This window comes from Marinobacter sp. F3R08, from assembly GCF_018860425.1.
Taxonomy (GTDB): Bacteria; Pseudomonadota; Gammaproteobacteria; order Pseudomonadales; family Oleiphilaceae; genus Marinobacter.
The window spans coordinates 422820-439315 of the sequence record NZ_JAHKPI010000020.1 but is presented as its reverse complement, the minus strand read 5'-3'; the positions used below and the strand labels follow the sequence as shown (position 1 = coordinate 439315).

Annotated in this window: 16 protein-coding genes; 9 read left to right on the top strand and 7 right to left on the bottom strand. The window is 58.6% G+C overall.

The window, feature by feature from the left end; all coding sequences use genetic code 11:
* Positions 1 to 17 precede the first annotated feature (17 nt).
* Positions 18 to 1232: a serine hydrolase domain-containing protein gene (locus tag KO499_RS14360; protein ID WP_215984439.1), complete on the top strand. Its 1215-nt coding sequence runs from the start codon at positions 18 to 20 to the stop codon at positions 1230 to 1232.
* 56 nt (positions 1233 to 1288) lie between these two features.
* Complete coding sequence (locus KO499_RS14355; RefSeq protein ID WP_215984438.1) at positions 1289 to 2161, top strand: sulfurtransferase; 873 nt, start codon at positions 1289 to 1291, stop codon at positions 2159 to 2161.
* A 31-nt stretch (positions 2162 to 2192) separates the two neighbouring features.
* Here KO499_RS14355 and KO499_RS14350 read toward each other — a convergent pair whose 3' ends face one another.
* Positions 2193 to 2549 (bottom strand): hypothetical protein, encoded by a 357-nt coding sequence (locus KO499_RS14350; protein WP_215984437.1) that lies wholly within the window; start codon positions 2547 to 2549, stop codon positions 2193 to 2195.
* 218 nt (positions 2550 to 2767) lie between these two features.
* On the opposite strand from KO499_RS14350, the gene KO499_RS14345 reads away from it, so the two are divergent.
* Both KO499_RS14345 and KO499_RS14340 read left to right on the top strand, forming a co-directional pair.
* Positions 2768 to 3493, top strand: a complete 726-nt coding sequence (locus KO499_RS14345) for a response regulator (protein WP_215984436.1) — start codon at positions 2768 to 2770, stop codon at positions 3491 to 3493.
* Positions 3490 to 4920 (top strand): ATP-binding protein, encoded by a 1431-nt coding sequence (locus KO499_RS14340; protein ID WP_215984435.1) that lies wholly within the window; start codon positions 3490 to 3492, stop codon positions 4918 to 4920. Before KO499_RS14345 ends, KO499_RS14340 begins: the two co-directional genes overlap by 4 nt.
* Positions 4921 to 4926: 6 nt before the next feature.
* Here the strand turns inward: KO499_RS14340 and KO499_RS14335 are convergent, their stop codons facing one another.
* The 6 genes from KO499_RS14335 to KO499_RS14310 all read right to left on the bottom strand — a co-directional run bounded on the left by KO499_RS14335 (position 4927) and on the right by KO499_RS14310 (position 10337).
* Positions 4927 to 5157, bottom strand: a complete 231-nt coding sequence (locus tag KO499_RS14335) for a hypothetical protein (RefSeq protein ID WP_215984434.1) — start codon at positions 5155 to 5157, stop codon at positions 4927 to 4929.
* Positions 5158 to 5298: 141 nt separating this feature from the next.
* Positions 5299 to 6711, bottom strand: coding sequence for an ATP-binding protein (locus tag KO499_RS14330; protein WP_215984433.1), 1413 nt, complete (start codon positions 6709 to 6711; stop codon positions 5299 to 5301).
* A complete protein-coding gene (locus KO499_RS14325) occupies positions 6708 to 7391 on the bottom strand; it encodes a response regulator transcription factor (protein WP_215984432.1) in 684 nt (227 codons plus the stop codon). The genes KO499_RS14330 and KO499_RS14325 overlap by 4 nt, the downstream gene beginning before the upstream one ends.
* Positions 7392 to 7413: 22 nt before the next feature.
* Positions 7414 to 8961 (bottom strand): ArnT family glycosyltransferase, encoded by a 1548-nt coding sequence (locus tag KO499_RS14320; protein WP_215984431.1) that lies wholly within the window; start codon positions 8959 to 8961, stop codon positions 7414 to 7416.
* Positions 8945 to 9952, bottom strand: a complete 1008-nt coding sequence (locus KO499_RS14315) for a glycosyltransferase family 2 protein (protein WP_215984430.1) — start codon at positions 9950 to 9952, stop codon at positions 8945 to 8947. Before KO499_RS14315 ends, KO499_RS14320 begins: the two co-directional genes overlap by 17 nt.
* Entirely contained in the window at positions 9924 to 10337 is a 414-nt protein-coding gene (locus tag KO499_RS14310) for a GtrA family protein (protein ID WP_215984429.1), read from the bottom strand. The genes KO499_RS14315 and KO499_RS14310 overlap by 29 nt, the downstream gene beginning before the upstream one ends.
* Positions 10338 to 10558: 221 nt before the next feature.
* Between KO499_RS14310 and KO499_RS14305 the strand changes: the two genes are divergently transcribed.
* From KO499_RS14305 to KO499_RS14285, 5 genes are all read left to right on the top strand, one after another.
* A complete protein-coding gene (locus KO499_RS14305) occupies positions 10559 to 11269 on the top strand; it encodes a thermostable hemolysin (RefSeq protein ID WP_215984428.1) in 711 nt (236 codons plus the stop codon).
* Complete coding sequence (locus tag KO499_RS14300) at positions 11253 to 13439, top strand: AMP-binding protein (RefSeq protein WP_215984427.1); 2187 nt, start codon at positions 11253 to 11255, stop codon at positions 13437 to 13439. Before KO499_RS14305 ends, KO499_RS14300 begins: the two co-directional genes overlap by 17 nt.
* Positions 13426 to 14208 carry an SDR family oxidoreductase gene (locus KO499_RS14295; RefSeq protein ID WP_215984426.1) on the top strand — a complete coding sequence of 261 codons (783 nt, stop codon included), beginning with the start codon at positions 13426 to 13428 and terminating at the stop codon, positions 14206 to 14208. The genes KO499_RS14300 and KO499_RS14295 overlap by 14 nt, the downstream gene beginning before the upstream one ends.
* A complete protein-coding gene (locus KO499_RS14290) occupies positions 14205 to 14825 on the top strand; it encodes a tetratricopeptide repeat protein (protein ID WP_215984425.1) in 621 nt (206 codons plus the stop codon). Before KO499_RS14295 ends, KO499_RS14290 begins: the two co-directional genes overlap by 4 nt.
* 96 nt (positions 14826 to 14921) lie before the next feature.
* On the top strand, positions 14922 to 16424 hold the full coding sequence (locus tag KO499_RS14285) for a diguanylate cyclase (protein ID WP_215984424.1): 1503 nt from the start codon (positions 14922 to 14924) through the stop codon (positions 16422 to 16424).
* Positions 16425 to 16496: the final 72 nt, after the last annotated feature.

Below are 16496 nucleotides of genomic sequence, written 5' to 3'. Positions count from 1 at the left end.
AACAAGGTACCTTCTCAATGACGGGACCCGCACTGACTGCCGGCCTCTCACCGGATCATCTTCAAAACATCGAAGCCCTCCTTGACCGTCGCTATATTCAGCCGGGGAAATTACCCGGTGCCCTGACACTGGTTGCCCGGCGAGGGGAGGTTGCCTATGTGAAAGCTCAGGGGTTGATGGATGTAGAGCGCAACAAGCCGGTTCGCCGGGATACGGTTTTCCGTATTTACTCCATGACCAAGCCGATCACGTCTGTCGCCATGATGCAGCTATATGAGCAGGGGCGGTTCTTGCTGGATGATCCGGTACACAGGTACATTCCTGCCTGGAAAAACCTGCGCGTTTATAAGAGCGGTGTCTATCCCCATTTCCTGACGACACCTGCCTCCAGCGTCATGACCATTCGCGACCTGTTCACGCATATGTCAGGCCTGACCTATGGATTTATGAACCGCACCAACGTTGACGCAGCCTACCGGGAGCTGAAGCTGGATGGCAGCCGGAGTCTGACGTTGGAAACCATGGTTGATCACCTGGCGGAACTGCCGCTGGAGTTCTCACCTGGCACCGCCTGGAACTATTCGGTGAGCACGGATGTCCTGGGGTATCTGGTGCAGTTGCTGGCGGATCAGCCTTTTGATGAATACCTGCGAGAGCATATCTTCGAACCTCTGGACATGCCTGACACTGGCTTCCAGGTTCGTGATGACCAGCTTGACCGTTTCGCCGCCTGTTATCAGTACAAGGCCTGCGATCAGTTCATGCTGCAGGATGATCCGGAAACGTCTTCTTTCCGGCACAAAAGGGCGTTTTTGTCTGGTGGTGGCGGGCTGGTTTCCACCATTGACGATTATTTCCACTTTGCCCAGGCACTTTGTGAGGGCGGCGAGTTTCGGGGGCGGCGGATTATTGGTCGAAAGACTCTGGAATTCATGCGTCGCAACCACCTGCCGGACAATCAGGACCTGCCAGGCCTGTCTGTTGGAGCGTTCAGCGAAACGCCTTATGCCGGGAGCGGGTTTGGCCTCGGCTTTTCGGTAAAGACCGATGTCGCCAAATCCCAGACGAACGGCTCGGTCGGAGAGTATGGCTGGGGTGGTCTGGCGAGCACCAACTTTTTTATCGATCCCGTCGAGGAGTTGGTGATGATCTTCATGACGCAACTGATCCCCTCCTCAACCTACCCGATTCGCCAGGAATTGCGGGCCATTGTGAACGGGGCGTTGGTTTGACCAGCAGGTCCGTGTGATGGTTGTTTTACTCTCATAATTCCAGACCGGAGAACACTATGCATTCCCCCCTTGTGACAACCGACTGGCTGCAGGAAAACCTGGATAACGAACGGTTGGTTCTGGTTGACGCGAGTATGGCCACGGTCATTGGTAAGGCGCCGCTTGTTTATGACCGCCCTGTGTGGATACCGGGTAGCTGCCAGATCGACCTGGAGGGAACGCTTTGCGATACCGGGTCTTCCCAGCTCCACGCGTTTCCGACCGAGGAACAGTTCACGAAAGAAGCCCGCAGACTGGGCATTACACCAGAGAGCCAGGTGGTTCTGTACGATAACCAGGGCATCTATTCAGCACCCCGGGCCTGGTGGATTTTTCGGGCGATGGGCGTCAACCAGGTGTTTGTTCTGGATGGTGGCCTGCCGCAGTGGCTGGCCGAGGGGCGGGATGTTGTCTCTGAGCCGGTTGCCAAGGCCGGCACATCCGGCAGCGTGAGGGGCAACCTTGATTGCAGCCGGGTTCGGGATTCCGCTTACGTTCTTCGGCATCTGGAGGATGAGGGGGTAACCGTCATCGATGCGCGATCCCGTGCGCGCTTCCTGGCAAAGGCTCCAGAACCCCGCCCCGGTGTGCGCGGCGGACATATCCCCCATTCGCTCAACCTGCCGTTTACCGAAGTGCTGGACGGCTACCGGTTCAAGTCTTCCAGTGAGCTGGCCGCGACGTTTGCCGGGCTTGCACCGTCTCTTCAACCCGGTAACGGGCTCCAACTGGTGTTTTCCTGTGGTTCCGGTATCACCGCCTGCATCATTATGCTGGCGGCCGGGCTGGCGGGGTATGACCAGCTGTCGCTGTACGACGGCTCCTGGGCAGACTGGGGCAGCGACGAATCACTGCCCCTGGCGTCCAGCCACTCTCCCTATGGGCCGTAGCCAAAAATTGTCTCCTACTGGCTGTTTGCTATCAGTCCCGGCGTTCGCCGCGAACCGGATGTCCAAATCGGTTGATCTCCTGTTCCCGGATCAGATTCTGTTCGGCATCGCGAAGCTGTATCAGGTAAGTACCATCGGGGGTCTCCTCAACGGCAACCTTCACGCCAGGGCCAAAGCGTTTGAGCGCACGGCCGTAGGCCATGATGCGCATTTCCTCGGTGCTGTACTGCTCGAAATCGGCGCCCATGGGTTTACCCTGGTGGCGATGTTCGTGGTGATGCTCCCGGTCGTCTTTCCTGTAGTCGTCATCTGCAGAGGCAAGCAGAGGCGTAGCGCTGAGCAGGGCGGCGACAGAGAGAGCAGCAATGGTGGTGGTGGTCTTTTTCATGGTTGAACTCCTTGCTAGATGAAACCCATGACGCAGTGTCATGGTTGGTCGGGATCTATTGCAGCAAGGAAACGTCGCAGAATTGTCTCGGCCACCGGCCCAATTTGTCGCAACTTGTCGCAAGCGCCGGAATTGTGATGGTTTTTGACAAGATTGCGCCCAGAGAAGAGAGCGACTCCCCTATAATCGGGGCAGACGATACACACACGGAGTAACGAGTGAGCGACTCTCCCACGGTTCTGGTAGTCGATGATCATCGAGACATTCGCGATCTTGTCGGGCGCTATTTGCAGGAGCACGGCCTGCGGGTGTTGCTGGCGGATGGCGGCGATGCCATGAAGCGCCAGTTGAGACTGCACTCTGTCGACCTTGTTGTTCTGGACATCATGATGCCTGGCGATGATGGCCTCACCCTCTGCCGTTACCTCCGTGAGCACACGGGGCTGCCGGTGATTCTTCTGACCGCCATGAGCGAGGAAACCGACCGCATCGTCGGCCTGGAAATGGGTGCCGACGATTACCTCACCAAACCCTTCAACCCCCGGGAACTGCTGGCCCGTATCAAGGCAGTGATGCGTCGGACCACGGCGCTGCCTCCACAACGCAGTCCTATGGCAGGGCAGTGCCTGAAGTTTGAAGGCTGGACGCTGAATGTTGATCGTCATCAACTGGTTGATCCGGAGGGTGTCGAGGTTTCCCTGAGCACCGCCGAGTACAAGCTGTTGCTTGCTTTTCTGGAGCATGCCGGTCGGGTCTTGTCACGGGATCAACTCATGGATCTGACGCTTGGCAGAGAAGCGGATGCCTTTGACCGCAGTATCGACAACCACGTAAGTCGCTTGCGCCGCAAGATTGATCCGGATGCCCGCAGTCCCAGGCTGATCAAGACTATCTGGGGTGGTGGCTACCAGTGGATTGCATCGGTCGAGGGGGCAGAGCAATGAGGCTCTGGCCCCGGCGAGCCGGCGGACAATTGGCGCTGTTGCTGATTCTGGTGTTGTTGCTGGCACAGATCATCACCATCTTCATCCTGGCGGGCGAGCGCCAGGGAGCCTTGCGCAGTGCCAGCCTTGAGCACGAACTTCAGAGGGTGGCCGATGGTTATACTCTGGCAGATACCACCGATCCCGAACGCCAGCAGCGCATCCTGCGGGCGCTTTCCAGTGCCACCCTTCGGCTTTCTATTGATGCTTTACCCTACCTGTCTGAAGACCGGGCCTTCGGCATGACACGCCGGCTGGCTGAGGAGCTCGGCCTGCCTCCGGAGCAGGTGAGAACCGCCATGGGCTCTGGGGCAGGCGACTGCCTGCCGGATCGGGAGCTGGATCACGATAACCGCCGGGACCATGAGCGACACCACGATGCAGATGATGAACGTCACGAGGATGAGGAACACCGTGACGACGATGAGCATCGGGACGACCGCCATGACTGCCCACCGGTTCTGGGGGTTTCTCTGGAACTGTCTTCCGGGCAGTGGTTTAACGCCTGGGCTCAGCCCCCAGCGCCCTCATGGTTGTGGCTGAAGGCCACGCTGACCAGTGTGGGTATTACCGCCGTGCTGCTGATGTTGACGTTATTGCTGGCAATCCGTCGAATCATGCGCCCGATGAGTGAGTTGAGCCGTGCGGCTCTTGCCTTTGGGCGGGGTGAAAAAGTCTGGATACCGGAAAAGGGGCCGGAGGATGTTCGCGAAGTCACCCGCGCCTTCAACCAGATGCAGGACCAGGTTGGCCGGGCCCAGGAAGACCGTGCCCGGCTGCTGGCGGCCCTGGCCCATGACCTCAGAACCCCTATCACCTCCATGCGGTTGCGGGTGGAAATGCTGCCTGAAGGCGAGGACAGGGACCGTCTACTCGATTCGCTCAGAGAGATGCAGCACCTGGCCGAAGCCACCCTTGATTTCATCCGGGGCAGTACTACCGAACAGCACCGTCGCTATGATCTGGCCACCCTGCTGGACAGTCTTTGCGGAGATCTGCAGGAAATGGGGCTGGCGGTGCACTGCAATGACAGTCCGAGATGCGTTCTGCAGGGGCAGCCGGAAGCCGTCAAACGCGCTCTGCGGAATCTCATCGAGAATGCGGTCAATTACGGTGTGCAGGCGGAGGTGAAACTGGAAACCACAGACAAAGAAGCAGTGATCACCATCGTCGACCAGGGGCCGGGTATTCCCGAAAGCGAACGGGACCGGGTTTTCGAACCCTTCTACCGACTGGAACAATCCCGCAGCCGTGATACCGGCGGCGCTGGTCTCGGCCTGGCGATCGCTCGCACGCTGATTCGAAGCATGGGCGGCGACATTCGTCTTGCTGCCGGTCCGGAAGGTCGCGGATTGCAGGTGTCGGTGACCCTGATCAAAACCGGATAGGGCCTGTCAGAACAGCACTTCCGCTCGTGCAAATCCCAGCGAATCCAGGGTCTCGACGGCTGTATCCAGCGTCAGGTAACTGCACACCTGGTCATCGTCGGAGACCAGGAAAAAACTCTTCCCGTCTATCTCTTTGAAGAGCACAACCCACTTGCTCGCATCGGAAGGGGATCGCACGATCTTTACGGAGTCAACACGGTTGTCTTCCCTGAGTGCTTTAATTTCCTGTTTTTTCATGGCGTTTCGTTCTTGCTAACGTCCCTGACTGGTTCCTGAAAATAGCGATTCCGATGGGCTCCTCCCAAGGGATGTCTATTTTCCCTGTTAAAGGACTACAACTCAATCGCGTTGAGGTAACCTTGTCACTGCTTTTGAGGTCTAGGCCTGCCTGTGCTGTGAAGCAGGGCGAGCCGGAAGCCAGATACTGACACACAGCCCGGATTGGCCATCCGGTCGTTCTCCCAGAGTAAGCTGACCACCATGCAGCTCGGCAATTCTCCGGGCAATGGCAAGGCCCAGGCCCGCACCACCACCGAGGCGCTGATCCAGACGCACAAAACGGCTCAGTGCCCGTTCCCGCTCCCCGGCAGGAATGCCCGGCCCCTGGTCGCAGACAGTGATGTGGTACCCCTCTCCAGAGGGCGTGAGGCGGGTTTCAATGGCTGTATGGTCCGGGCTGTACTGGATGGCATTGGCCAGCAATGATCGCATCAGGGTGTTGATCAGAGCACTGTGGCAACACACAAGGGCTTGTCGGGCATCGTCCTGGAGGACAGGCTCAATGTCCTTTTTCAGGGCCAGTGGTGCCACGTCGGCGATGCTCTGCTCCACAATTGCTGACAGGTTGTGGTATTCGGGCGTGAAATCGGCACCGGAATCGACCCGGTTCAGCAATAACATCTGCTCCACCAGATGCACCATGCGATCGACGGATCGGATCAGATCCTCGTACTGCTCCGGGTTGTCCTCGCAGACTTTTTCCAGATTCAGGCGGAGTGCCGTCAGAGGGGTTCGGAGTTCATGAGCGGCGTCTGCAGAGAAGCGACGTTCCCGCTCCAGGGCCTGGTTGAGGCGCCTGAGCAGACCATTCACTGCCTGCACCAGCCCGGCGACCTCCTTCGGTGCCTGGCGGTCGTCCAGGGGGTGGATGTTTTCCGGTGCCATGTTGCGAACCGGATTCTCAAGTTTCCTCAGGGGCTGGAAGCCAACCTGTATGGATACAAGCACGGCAATTGCGAGCAGAGGAAGTACGACCAGGAAGGGCAGTACGTTGCCCAATGCAATTTCCTGGCTGAGTTCGTCCCTGACATCCTCACGCTGGGCAGTGCGAATCCAGAAGCCGGTCGCGGGATCCCGGAGGGTAAAGGTTCGCCATTGAAAACCCGTTACTTCCTGCCAGCCGAACCCCGGCTCCAGTCCTTGCGAATCATTGGCCCTGAGGGTGTCCAGAATCGGCTCCCTGTCAGGTGACCAGACCTCAAAGGCAATCTTGCGTTCGTATTTGTGGCCTGCTCCGCCCGGCAGAATTTCGTCTTCCTCTTCATCTCCCTGGTAGGCGCTCTCCGGAAGTTGCAGGGTTTTTGCGAGGGTGTGGGACAACTGGTCGGTAGACTGGGTAGAAGAAAGGTGTTCAACCAGCCCCTGGACAATGCGGGTGCTCTGGGCGAGCTCGGCATCAAAAACTTCTTCCAGCTGATGGTCGCTGACGAAGAAGCCCCAGCCGGCTGCAATCAGGGTGATAAAAAAGACGGTACTGGTGATCAGCAGGATCAGTTTGCGGGTCAGGCTCATTCCGGGGAAGCCTCCGCAGCCGCGTTACTGTCGAGCATGTAACCGACCCCGCGAACCGTGCGAATGGTTTGCTTGCCGACACGCCGCCGCAAGTGATGCACATGCACCTCAAGCGCATTGCTCTCGGCGCCCTGTTCCCAGCCGTATAGCTGCTCTTCCAGTCGGCGCCGTGTCGCGACCTGGTCGGGATGGCGCATCAGGTAATGCAGGATCTGGAATTCACTGCGTGGGAGGGCCGTGGTGGTGGTGCCCACCTGAAGCTTGCCTGAGTCTGGATCCAGTATCAGCCTGCCGACTTGCAGACCGGCGGTCCGGACGTTGGAGCCGCGTCGGGTAACGGCCCGGATCCGGGCCTTCAGTTCTGCCATGGCGAAGGGTTTGGTCAGATAATCGTCCGCTCCAGCATTCAGCCCCTGCAGTTTTTCATCCAGATCTGCGCGAGCGGTGAGGATGATAACCGGCGTTTCGACACCCTCGTTGCGGACCTTTTTAACGATATCCAGACCGTCCACCCTGGGCAGTGTCAGATCCAGAATGGCCAGTTCAAAGCTGTCGTTGAGCAGGGCGTTCAGGGCCTGTTGTCCGTCATCCAGCCAGTCGACGGTATTCTGCTCGTCGCGCAGCATGCCCAGCATGGTGTTGGCCAGGTGATGGTCATCTTCTACCAGTAGTATTCGCATCTAGCAGGAATCCGGTTGGTTTTCAGCTCAATGGTCGGTCGTTGGTTGCATTGTAATCGATACCGCCGGTTTTGCTTTTTCGATCCGAGGTGTGGGCGGTGCTTTCAGGCAGGGTTTTCAGCAGGAAAAGGCGATAGCGCCGGTTTTCTTCGATGGGTGCGGTCAGGGCTTCCAGCCGCCGGAGCATCGGTTTATTGCCCTTCGCTACCGCCAGTGCCATGGGTTCTGGCAGGATTCCCTTCTCCAGTCGATGGATAACGACGGCCTCATCAATGGCATGGACTTCGCCCTGGCTATAGAAGCGCGCTGAGTAGGGTGCTTTGTCCAGATACACAAGGTTGTGTGCCGTCATGCCGGGGAGTTGATCGACCCTGGCCACCAGATCCCGTTCGGTTTTCAGTTGCTCAGGGTGAATGGCAATCCAGCCACCGGCAGCGGTTCCTGTCATGGGTATCACCAAGACAGCGGCAAGAGCCGAAGCCGGCACTGGCCGGGTGAACCCATCGGGCCAGAGGCTCGATACCAGTACCGCGAGAAACGGTAGACCCGGAAGCACATAGGTCCAGAGAATATTGCCCGACAGTGTAAAAAAGAGGGCCGGACTCAGCGCGGACGCCAGAACCAGTCCACCAACGCCTTTTTCCCGAGGTTGCCATTGGTGCTGTGGGGTGCGTTTGTGCCAGCGGTTCCTTGCGAATGCGGCAATGGCGATCAGGCCCCATGGAAAACTGGCCGCGATCAGGTACAGCCAGATGGTGCCCCGGGTGAACTCGTGGGCGTTGCCATACAGATCGCCTTGCCAGCTACTGACCAGAAACCGTTTGATGTGCTCTCCCACGATAAAGTAATCTAGAAAGCCGGGTGTTTTCAGCTCGGCCAGGACATACCAGGGAACGGCAATAGCAAGGGTCAGAAGGGACCCGCGCAACCAGGGCAGTAACTGCCAGAGGGTTAGCCAGCGCCGGGTGAGGACAACCCAGAGAGATACCGGTAGCCCGGTCAGCACCAGGGCCAGCGGGCCTTTGGCAAGCAGGCCAATGGCAAGGCCCACGAAAAACAGCCAGCCCCACAGTTCCGGGCCGCCCTGGAGGCGGACAATCAGGCTGGTCAGCACCAGGGTGCAACCCAGGGCGAGGAACGAATCGGTCATGATGGTGCCAGCAGTCAGAAATCCGAGGGCAGTGGTCGCATAGATCAGAGCCGCCCAGAGCCCGGATATTCTGGATGCCTCACTGCCGCGATCGGGGTGCAGGTAGCGACGCAGCTTATAGACCAGAAACACGGTGACAACGCTGGCCAGCCAGGAGGGCAGCCTGCCGGCAAATTCAGTCACGCCGAGCAACCTGAAGGACATTGCCTGCGCCCAGAACGACAGTGGTGGCTTGCCCCAGAATGGCACGCCGTAATCAAACCAGGGTGTTATCCAGTCGCCGGTTTCGGCCATGATGCGGGCTATTTCTGCGTAGCGGGGTTCTGTGGTGTCGGCCAGGGGCAATATGGCCGTCAGGCCAAGCCGTACGGCCATCACCGTAACAAGCAGCCAGAGCAGGGTATTAATGTTTCTGGTCATTACCGGCCACTCGCAGTTGGGGCAGAATTGGTTGGGCGAACTCATCGCTGTCTTCCGCAACAATAAAGACCGGCCGCTGTTTGGTTTCCATGTAGATGCGTCCTACGTATTCCCCCAGTAGCCCGACACAGAGTAGCTGGACGCCAGAGAGGAAGGTGACCATCGCTATCATTGAGGCGTAGCCTGGGGTGGATATGCCCAGAATCAGGGCCCGGAGGACTTCCCAGGTGCCAAAAAGGCCGCCGGCGCCAGCGGCAAGCAGGCCGAGAACGAGGGCAAGGCGCAGGGGGCGGGTCGAGAAAGACGTGATGCCTTCCATGGCCAGATGCATGAGTTTCAGGTAGTTCCACTTGGTTTTGCCTGCCGCTCGCGGATCCCGATCGAATTCGAGAGTCACCGTCGGCATGCCGACCCAGGCGAACATGCCTTTCAGGTAGCGATTGCGCTCGGGTAACCGGTTCAGGGCATCTACCGTGCGGCGGCTCATCAGCCGGAAATCCCCGGTATCGACCGGTATTGACGCGTCACTGATATGGTTGATCAAACGGTAGAACACACTCGCCGTCATGCGCTTCAGCCAGCTCTCACCTGCGCGTGAGCGGCGCTTCATCAACACCACATCGGCCCCTTTCTGCCACGCCTGAACCATGCCGGGTATCAGTTCCGGAGGATCCTGCAGATCCGCGTCCATCAGTATCACCGCATCGCCCCTGGCGTTCTCCAGCCCGGCAGTGACCGCCGCTTCCTTGCCGAAATTCCGAGAAAGCTGGACCACGCGTATGCCGGGCTGGCGATGCCTTGCCCGAAGTAGTTGGGCAACGGAATTGTCATGGCTGCCATCGTCCACGAACAGAAGCTCTACCTTGCCTGTCAGTTGCCGGCATACCAGATCCAGCCGTTTCAGGAGTGTAGGGATAACATCGGCCTCGTTGTGGACCGGAACGATGATGCTGAGCATCGGGTTACTGAACGTTGATTGTCTGTTCTTCATGGAACACGAACCTCCGGGCAAAGAGATAGTTGGCAAAGGCAACCAGGCCGGTCGCAACAAGTTGGGCAGGGGCTACGCCGACACCTGCCGCCAGCAGCAGAGAAAAACCGAGCAGGTTCAGGGCCCAGCTCAATCCTGCTCCAGTGAGATAGCGCGGGAATGCGATTCGATGCGGCAGGTCGGAGCAGAATGCATAGCGATGCTGGGCAACATAGTTCGCCAACAGACCGAGGGTTGCTCCGATGGTTGTTGCGAGCAGGGCGGCCACGCCGAACCCGATCAGAATCAGCATGGCCGACCAATGGAGAAGAGTGGCCGTGCCACCGGCAAGCAGGAAACGGGGCAACCTGTCCCAACTACCTGACCGCAAATTCGGGAGTCTCATACAGCCTCACTTCAGCACCCGGGCGTTTCCGGAGGATTCCGGACCATGGTTGCGCACCTTACTCGGACATTCTTAAGCAAGTCTTAATCGCCCCTGTGGCAAAACCTTAAGGCCGTCTTAAGGTTTTCCGCCCGCCACCTTAAGGCTGATTTAAGACTTCCCTCCTAATCTGGCATACGTGATCAAAGCGCCCGGCAAAGGGGCCAAACTGGAGAGCCCACATGACAGACCCGTTGATGATGTCCACAAGTTGTCCCCCGGATTCCGGGGAGGTGGTTCCGGTTATCCGTTGTGCCGGTCGCTGGTTCAACGAGATCTGCCCGGATACGCCAATGGCCGGGACAGTGGCGGACTTTATTCGCCGCCGCTTCCTGCACGCCTACGGCGCGGAGCCTTCGCTACGTATACCGGCGCTTCTGGCACTGACCACCGCACAAGGAAGCCTGCTGGCGGCGGTGGGAGTGCGTAATGCAGCCCTGGAAAAGCTGTTCCTTGAAGACTACCTCTCGGTGCCGGTGGAGTCGGTGATGCCGGTAACGGGTGTCGAGCGCCACCGGATTGCAGAAATTGCGCACCTCGCCGGCGTTGAGGCCGGCGTCAGTCGCTTCCTGTTTGCTTCTTTGTCGGTCTGGCTGGATAGCGCCGGCTATGACTGGGTGGTGTGCACGGGCACTGATCTGCTGCGCAACAGTTTTCACCGGCTGGGCATTCCCACACAGGTTCTGGCGAAGGCTGATCCTTCCCGATTGCCCGATGATGGTGCCGGCTGGGGACGATACTACGACCATCATCCCGTGGTGATGGCGATCCGGGTCGCTGATGGCATGTCTGCTCTGCGGAGCGCCGGTTTGCTCAGACGGATTCAGTCTGTCGAGGCTGAGAGTGTCGAGGATAAGACGATGTCAGGAGGTTCCTATGGCCACATTGCCTGAACTGCTGGCACGTCAGGCGGCAATCCATCCTTCCCGCACTGCGCTCCGGGGGCCGGAGTCGGCCCTTAGCTACGCCCGGATGATGGAGGCTGCAAGGGCTCTGGCCGATCAGCTCACCCGACGGGGTGTGCGCCGGGCCGGCTTGTGCGGTGACAATTCCGTGGCCTGGATTCTCGCGGATCTGGCCTGTTTACTGGCGGATGTGGTCTGTGTACCGGTGCCGGTGTTTTTCTCGCAGGCCCAGACTGCCCATCTCACTGAGCGGGCGGGTCTGGACTGTCTGTTGTCTGCCGATGCCAGTACGGGCGGTGAACACCTGGGGCACGATGTGTGGTTGCGACACTTGCCGGTTACGGCCGCAGGTGCCTGGATGCCGGAGCAGACCGCGAAGATCACCTTCACTTCTGGCAGTACCGGTACGCCCAAGGGTGTGTGCCTGTCGGTGGCGCAGATGACAGCAACCACTCTCGCCCTGAAGGCGCATTTGGCCGGCGTCGAGCTTGAACGGCACCTGTGCATCCTGCCGCTGGCGACCCTGCTGGAAAACATCGCCGGAGTCTACCTGCCATTGCTGATGGGAAGCACCGTTACCGTCGCGCCCCTGGGGAGTCTCGGCATGACCGGCAGCAGTGGCCTGGAGCTTGATCGGCTGGTGCAGGGTATTCACGAACACCAGCCGCACTCGCTGATTCTGGTGCCGGAACTGGCGATGGCCCTGGTGGCCGCCGCAGAACAACAGCAGTTGAACAGTGATGCTCTGCGTTTTCTGGCCGTTGGCGGCGGCCGGGTCTCATCGGATTTGCTGGCCCGGGGCCGCGCCGCCGGATTACCCCTGTATGAGGGGTATGGGTTGTCGGAGTGCAGTTCGGTGGTGGCTCTGAACGTGCCCGGAAGCGAGCGCGGGGGCGCGGTAGGCAAACCGCTTTCCCATGTTCAGGTGAGGGTGGATAGCCGAGGTCACATTCTGGTTCGCGGCAACACCCACCTCGGTTATCTCGGCGATGAACCTGCCGGTGAGGAGTGGCTGGATACCGGGGACCTGGGCGCACTGGACCCGGCTGGATTCCTGTCTGTAAGCGGACGCGCCAAGAACCTTCTGATTACCAGCTTTGGCCGCAATATCAGCCCCGAGTGGCTGGAGAGTGAACTGACTCAGGCCATAGGGGCTCGTCAGGCGGTGGTGTTTGGCGATGGTGAGCCGAATCCTTCCGCGTTGCTGGTTGTACAGGATGGCCGTTCACCGGAGCAGCTGCGGGCAGGACTCGCCAGGCTCAATGCTGGTTTGCCGGACTATGCCCGTTTGTCAGCGGTGTACATCCGTCGTCAGCCACTGACTCAGGCCGAGGGCTACGTGACCGCGAACGGTCGACCCGTGCGGGATCGGTTCGAGGCCGATCTGCCAGCGCTGCTGGCAGGTGCTTTCCCCATTTTTGCACATCTTTCTGTTTCCCATACCGCTTCTTCAAACCCGCCAGGAGGATCTTTCATGGCATTTTTTGACCGACTGCAGTCCGAGACTGCCGAGGCCCGGGCCCATGTTACCGGTGCTCCGGTGATTGAGGCTATTCGCGAGGGGCGTTTTGACCAAACCGCCTACACCTGGTTCCTGACCCAGGCCTACCATCACGTAAAGCACACCGTGCCTCTGATGATGGCCTGTGGCGGGCGCTTGCCGGAGCGCCTGGAATTTGTTCGCAAGGCATTGGTGGAATATATCGAGGAGGAATACGGCCACCACGAATGGATACTGAATGATCTTGAAGCCTGTGGCGAAGACAAAGAAGCCATCCGTCATGGTGATCCGGATACCTCAATCGAGTTGATGGTGGCGTACCTGTACGACCGGATCAATCGGGGTAACCCGGCGGCGTTCTTCGGTATGGTTCAGGTGCTTGAGGGCACATCGATCGAACTGGCAACCCCGCTGGGCGAAGCCATCCAGAAACAGTTGGGCCTGCCGGATAAGGCCTTCAGTTACCTGTATTCTCATGGTGCCCTGGATCAGGAGCATTTCGAGTTCTTCCGCAATCTGATGAATGACATCACCGACCCCGATGACCAGCAGGCGATTATCCAGGCTGCGCGTATGGTCTATCGACTGTACGGCGACATGCTGCACAGCATTCCTCTGCCGGCCAATCAAAAGGAGCAGCGTCATGAGGCTGCATGACCGGGTATTCCTGTTGTTGGGCGGCACCGGTGGCATTGGCAAGGCGTTGGTGGATCCGCTGGTGATGGCCGGTGCCCGTGTGATTGTCGCCTCGCGGCATCCGGAGCGGCTTGGGCACCGTGAGGGGGTGTCCCCGGTCCATCTGGATCTGGCGGCATCGGATCTCGATCAGCAGCTGGTACGCCTGAACGACGCTTACCCGGATATCGACGGGGTGATCCATTGTGCCGGCCAGAACCGGTTCGCCAGCGTGGGTAATATGGCCATCAGCGAACTGGATGCCCAGATCACCGTCAATCTTCGGTCAGCGATGCTGTTGGCCCGGCATTTTGCACCGCGATTCGAGAAGGCCGGTCAGGGAGCTCTCATCTTTGTGGGCTCCACGTTTGGCAGTATCGGTTTTCCCGGTTACACGGCCTATTGTGCGAGCAAGTTCGGACTGCGCGGGTTCACCGAGGCGTTGCGGCGGGAGCTGGCCGATACCCCGATACAGGTGGTGTATGTGGCGCCCCGGGCTACGGCCACAGATATGAATCCGGAATCGGTGAACGAACTGAACCGGGCGCTCGGTAACACCATGGACGCGCCGGAAGCAGTGGCTGCGCAGATTCTTGCCGCGATGGAGAACGACGACCGTCGGCGCTTCCTGGGATGGCCGGAGAAGCTGTTTGTGGTGATCAACGGCATCCTCCCGAGGGTGGTCGACAAGGCGATGCTGAAACAATTGCCGGTGATCCGGCGGTTCCTGAATTCGGGGGTGTTGTCATGAAACGGGTGCTTCTGCTGGTGTTCTGCCTCGCTGCTCAGCCACTCTGGGCTGGGGCGCTGGAAAGTGAGCTGGCGGATATCCAGCATCGTTGGGCGGAAATTCAGTATCAGCTGCCAGACAATGAAAAAGAGGAAGCCTTTGAGAAGCTGTCCGGTGTCGCGGAACAGTTCGTCGCGCACTATCCGGATCGGGCAGAACCGCTGATCTGGCAAGGTATCGTCCTGAGTACCTACGCGGGGGCCAAGGGTGGCCTGGGTGCGTTGGGGCTGGTCAAGGCGGCCCGGAAGTCATTGGAGGCGGCATTAGCCATTGATCCAGAGACCCTTGAGGGTTCGGCCTATACCTCATTGGGCAGTCTCTACTACCAGGTGCCCGGTTGGCCATTGGGTTTCGGCGATGACGACAAGGCGCGGGAACTTCTGCAAAAGGCACTTGCAATCAATCCTGATGGTCTTGATGCGAACTTCTTTTTTGGCGATTTTCTGCTGGACCAGGGTGAAACGGGCAGGGCCAGAACCTATCTTCAGAAAGTATTGCAAGCGCCGGGCAGGACCGGACGGAGCGTCGCCGATGCCGGTCGGCGGGAAGAGGCCAGAAATCGCCTTCAAGCGCTCTGAATTACTGTTTCCGGGAAGAAGCCCGCTTCCTGTCAGCTTGGGCTACACTCTTATTGATGCAAGGGGGAAATCGTCCGGCAGGAGGATAGGGTGTCCATGGCGGCAAGGTCCGATATTGGGGTGAATGCCAGCTTTTTTCAAAAGCTGGCCTCGGGCGTTCCTGGCGTCCTGTTTATCTATTGGCTGAGCGCCGACGGAGAGTCTCACCGCTGCCCCTACATCAGTGAGCATGTGCAGGGGCTCTTCGGTATCGCCCCCACGGATCTGAATGAAAACGCGGATCCAATTTTTTCGATGATCCATCCGGAAGACTATGATGCCGTCGTGCAGAGTATCCGTGAGTCTTCAGAAACCTTGAGCGTATGGAACTATCGCGCTCGCGTAAGGCTGCAGAGCGGCGGTTACGAGTGGTTTGAAGTTACCTCGGAGCCGGAGCGACAGCCAGATGGCAGTACTCTCTGGTACGGCCAGTTCCACAATATCCAGCATTACAAGAACCTGGAGCAGAGCCTGCGCCAGAGTGAGGCAGAGTTCTCCTTTCAGGCGGGTTTCCAGCGCCTGATTGCACGCCTTTCCACGGAATTCATCAACCTGGGGTTCGGCACCATCGATCAGTGCATTGATGAGCTGCTGAGAACCATCGGGCAATTTTTCCAGGTAGACCGTGCCTTTCTGTTCAGCTTTTCCGAAGACTACGGCGTCATGACCAATACCCATGAATGGTGCAGGGATGGGGTAGAAGGACTGATTGATACTCAGCCGCAGATATCGACAGAGAAGTTTCTCTGGTGGCGAAAACAGATAGAGGGGATGGTCAGTGGCAGTCGGGTGGTGTTTATTGAGGATGTAGACAGGTTGCCCGAGGAAGCGGAATCCGAACGACTCTGGCTTCAGGAACAGGGGGTATCTTCCCTGTTTTCCGTACCCATTCGGGTTCGCGGACGGGTGACCGGATTCTTTGGCGTTGTCTCAATGCGGCGAAGAACCTGGCGACTCGATCAGGCCGATCTGTTGATTATCGTCTCGGGCCTGTTGTCCGGAGCGCTGGAGCGTAATCGCCTGGAAGAAGAATTGCTGAGTCAGTCCATTCGCGACCCGCTGACCGGTCTGCATAACCGTCGTTATCTGATGCCAAGGCTGGATGAGATGCTGGCCCGAAGCAATCGCCGTGGTGAACGCTTTGCTCTGGCCATATTCGATATTGATCACTTCAAGAGCATAAACGACTCCATCGGGCATCTGGGCGGTGATTACGTGCTTCAGCGCTTTGCTGCGATTCTGGTCAGCCATACCCGTTCAATGGATGTGGTGGTTCGCTTTGGAGGTGAAGAGTTCATTGTTGTGTTCAGTGCGCTGGAAAGCACCGATGTGCGGCGTTTCGTAAAGCGCATTCTGGAAGCCGTACAGGAGGAAGCGTTCGTTTTTGATGACGCGGGCATAGAGGTAACGGCAAGCGCGGGTGTGGCCGGGATTGACGAGTTTGTGGATTGCCCCGCTTCGCCCGATGCGCTTATTGCCGCGGCCGATCATCGGCTGTATCTGGCCAAGGAGGCAGGTAGAAACTGTTTCGTCGATGCATCAGGAACATTGCGCATATAAAAAAAGATCATTACACCTCATATTACCAAATGGTATATGCTTATACTTAAAGTGGCATTTGGATCAATCAGA

Excerpts from the sequence above, each read along its gene's own strand:
- KO499_RS14360 (WP_215984439.1), top strand. The coding sequence starts at position 18 with ATGACGGGACCCGCACTGACTGCCGGCCTCTCACCGGATCATCTTCAA.
- KO499_RS14355 (WP_215984438.1), top strand. The coding sequence starts at position 1,289 with ATGCATTCCCCCCTTGTGACAACCGACTGGCTGCAGGAAAACCTGGAT.
- KO499_RS14350 (WP_215984437.1), bottom strand. The coding sequence starts at position 2,549 with ATGAAAAAGACCACCACCACCATTGCTGCTCTCTCTGTCGCCGCCCTG.
- KO499_RS14340 (WP_215984435.1), top strand. The coding sequence starts at position 3,490 with ATGAGGCTCTGGCCCCGGCGAGCCGGCGGACAATTGGCGCTGTTGCTG.
- KO499_RS14335 (WP_215984434.1), bottom strand. The coding sequence starts at position 5,157 with ATGAAAAAACAGGAAATTAAAGCACTCAGGGAAGACAACCGTGTTGAC.
- KO499_RS14330 (WP_215984433.1), bottom strand. The coding sequence starts at position 6,711 with ATGAGCCTGACCCGCAAACTGATCCTGCTGATCACCAGTACCGTCTTT.
- KO499_RS14325 (WP_215984432.1), bottom strand. The coding sequence starts at position 7,391 with ATGCGAATACTACTGGTAGAAGATGACCATCACCTGGCCAACACCATG.
- KO499_RS14320 (WP_215984431.1), bottom strand. The coding sequence starts at position 8,961 with ATGACCAGAAACATTAATACCCTGCTCTGGCTGCTTGTTACGGTGATG.
- KO499_RS14315 (WP_215984430.1), bottom strand. The coding sequence starts at position 9,952 with ATGAAGAACAGACAATCAACGTTCAGTAACCCGATGCTCAGCATCATC.
- KO499_RS14310 (WP_215984429.1), bottom strand. The coding sequence starts at position 10,337 with ATGAGACTCCCGAATTTGCGGTCAGGTAGTTGGGACAGGTTGCCCCGT.
- KO499_RS14305 (WP_215984428.1), top strand. The coding sequence starts at position 10,559 with ATGACAGACCCGTTGATGATGTCCACAAGTTGTCCCCCGGATTCCGGG.
- KO499_RS14300 (WP_215984427.1), top strand. The coding sequence starts at position 11,253 with ATGGCCACATTGCCTGAACTGCTGGCACGTCAGGCGGCAATCCATCCT.
- KO499_RS14295 (WP_215984426.1), top strand. The coding sequence starts at position 13,426 with ATGAGGCTGCATGACCGGGTATTCCTGTTGTTGGGCGGCACCGGTGGC.
- KO499_RS14290 (WP_215984425.1), top strand. The coding sequence starts at position 14,205 with ATGAAACGGGTGCTTCTGCTGGTGTTCTGCCTCGCTGCTCAGCCACTC.
- KO499_RS14285 (WP_215984424.1), top strand. The coding sequence starts at position 14,922 with ATGGCGGCAAGGTCCGATATTGGGGTGAATGCCAGCTTTTTTCAAAAG.